Here is a 1652-nt window from a genome sequence, read left to right on the forward strand (position 1 = left end):
TTGAAGAAGATCGAGGTCCAGGGCCTGATCGACGCTCGTGCCGACGCCCACGTCTGACAGACCGTCCGGCCCAGACCGTCCGACACCGCACGGAAAGCCTGAACGATGACCTTCAGTCCCCCCACAGCCCGGCACGTCCACCCGAGCCCACCACGGTCCAGGACCGGCCGCGTGCGCGCGGCATGGACCCTGGCCCTCCTGACGACCCTGTGCGCAGAACTGACCTTCACCGCGGTCGCCGTCCCGAGCACCTGGGTGCTCCTGCCGCTCCTCCTGGTCATGTACGGATGCGGAGTCCTGCTCGTCCGTGAGGCGGTCGTCCGCTGCGGCGGCGGCTGGCCGAGTCTGGTCGCCCTCGGCCTCGCCTACCAGCTGGCCGAGGACGGACTCGGCCTGCAGGCCCTGACCAGCCCGGACATGTACGACGCCGCCGACTGGGGAGTGCGCTCCCTCGGCGTCAACTGGACGTACTGGGAGTCCCAGATCGGTGTGCACGTGGTCCTGAGCGTGCTCCTCCCCGTCATGATCGCCGACCTGCTCTTCCCCCACCTGCGACGCAGGGCCTATCTGCGCACGGGCGGTCTCGGCGTCACCGCGGTGCTGGCCGTCGCCGGCGTGCTCGGTCTGCGCGTCTTCGTCTCGGCCACCGAGGACCCCGGTTACCGCACACCGATCGGCTGGACCGTCGCGTTCCTCATGGCGATCGGCCTGCTGGCGTGGCTCGCCCTGCGGGTGCTGCCGCGCCGCCGGGCGGAGGGGCGGCCGCGGCGCGAGCGGAAGGCGCCGCGCCCCGGCGTGGTCGGCTTCGTGTCGCTGTACCTGACGATGGCGTTCCTGACCACGCTGCTTCCGCTCGGCCTCGGGGACGACCTGCTCCTCGAGGACACGATGTCGAAGCCGTTCATGCTGGTCGTCGCGGCGATGACCGCGATCCCCTTCGCCTGGCTCGCGGTGCGGTGGGGGGCGGCCGTCAACTGGACCGACACGCACCGGCTCTGGCTGATCGGCGGGATCCTCGTCTCCCACACCGCCTTCATGATGCCGGCCTCGCTCGCGAGCGTGTTCATCGGACTGGGCACTCTGTGCCTGGAACTGCTCGCTCTCAGGGCCCTCGCCGGGCACCTCCGACGCCGACAGGAGCCCCGGCCCGTCATGGCGTGACCGGATCGCCCTCGCCCCGGCGGTGCTCCACCGCCGGGGCGATCGGCGTGCGGTCAGTTCCGGGCGCGGCGGCGGGCGATGAGCAGGCCCAGCGCGATCCCGGCGAGCAGGGTGAAGGCCAGCACCGTCCACAGGGGAAGCGTGACCTCGGGCACCCAGAGCCGCACGGCGACCGATTTCGTGTTGGCGGCGATGAACCAGATGGCCAGGGCCCCGATCACGACGAATCCCAGGGTGCGCAGGCGCACCTCACGTCCCTTGACCGTCAGCTTCGACGGTTTGTGCGGCTTATCTGTTTTTGGGGACATAAAGGCATTATCTGCGAGCGGTCGGCTGCGGTCGACCGGAGCTCGTGCCCGTGTCACCGGCTCATCCGCGTGTCCGGGACGCGTCGCGGGGCGGCCGCGTCACGGCACGGCTGTGCCGCCCGGCCTGCACGGCACGGGCGGCACAGCCGGGGAAGGGGTCAGTGACGGCGGCCCGCCTGCGAA

The 1652-nt window shown here is 71.1% G+C and carries 2 protein-coding genes; one reads left to right on the forward strand and one right to left on the reverse strand.

The features are described 5' to 3' along the window. Positions 1 to 171 precede the first annotated feature (171 nt). Positions 172 to 1161, forward strand: a complete 990-nt coding sequence (locus GTW43_RS23400) for a hypothetical protein (protein WP_161304002.1) — start codon at positions 172 to 174, stop codon at positions 1159 to 1161. 53 nt (positions 1162 to 1214) lie between these two features. Here the strand turns inward: GTW43_RS23400 and GTW43_RS23405 are convergent, their stop codons facing one another. Further along, the gene (locus GTW43_RS23405; RefSeq protein WP_343246098.1) at positions 1215 to 1409 is read right to left on the reverse strand and encodes a DUF1049 domain-containing protein; all 195 of its coding nucleotides are present in this window, start codon (positions 1407 to 1409) and stop codon (positions 1215 to 1217) included. Positions 1410 to 1652 lie beyond the last annotated feature (243 nt).

Origin of the sequence: Streptomyces sp. SID5785 (genome assembly GCF_009870065.1) — a bacterium.
Lineage (GTDB): Bacteria > Actinomycetota > Actinomycetes > Streptomycetales > Streptomycetaceae > Streptomyces.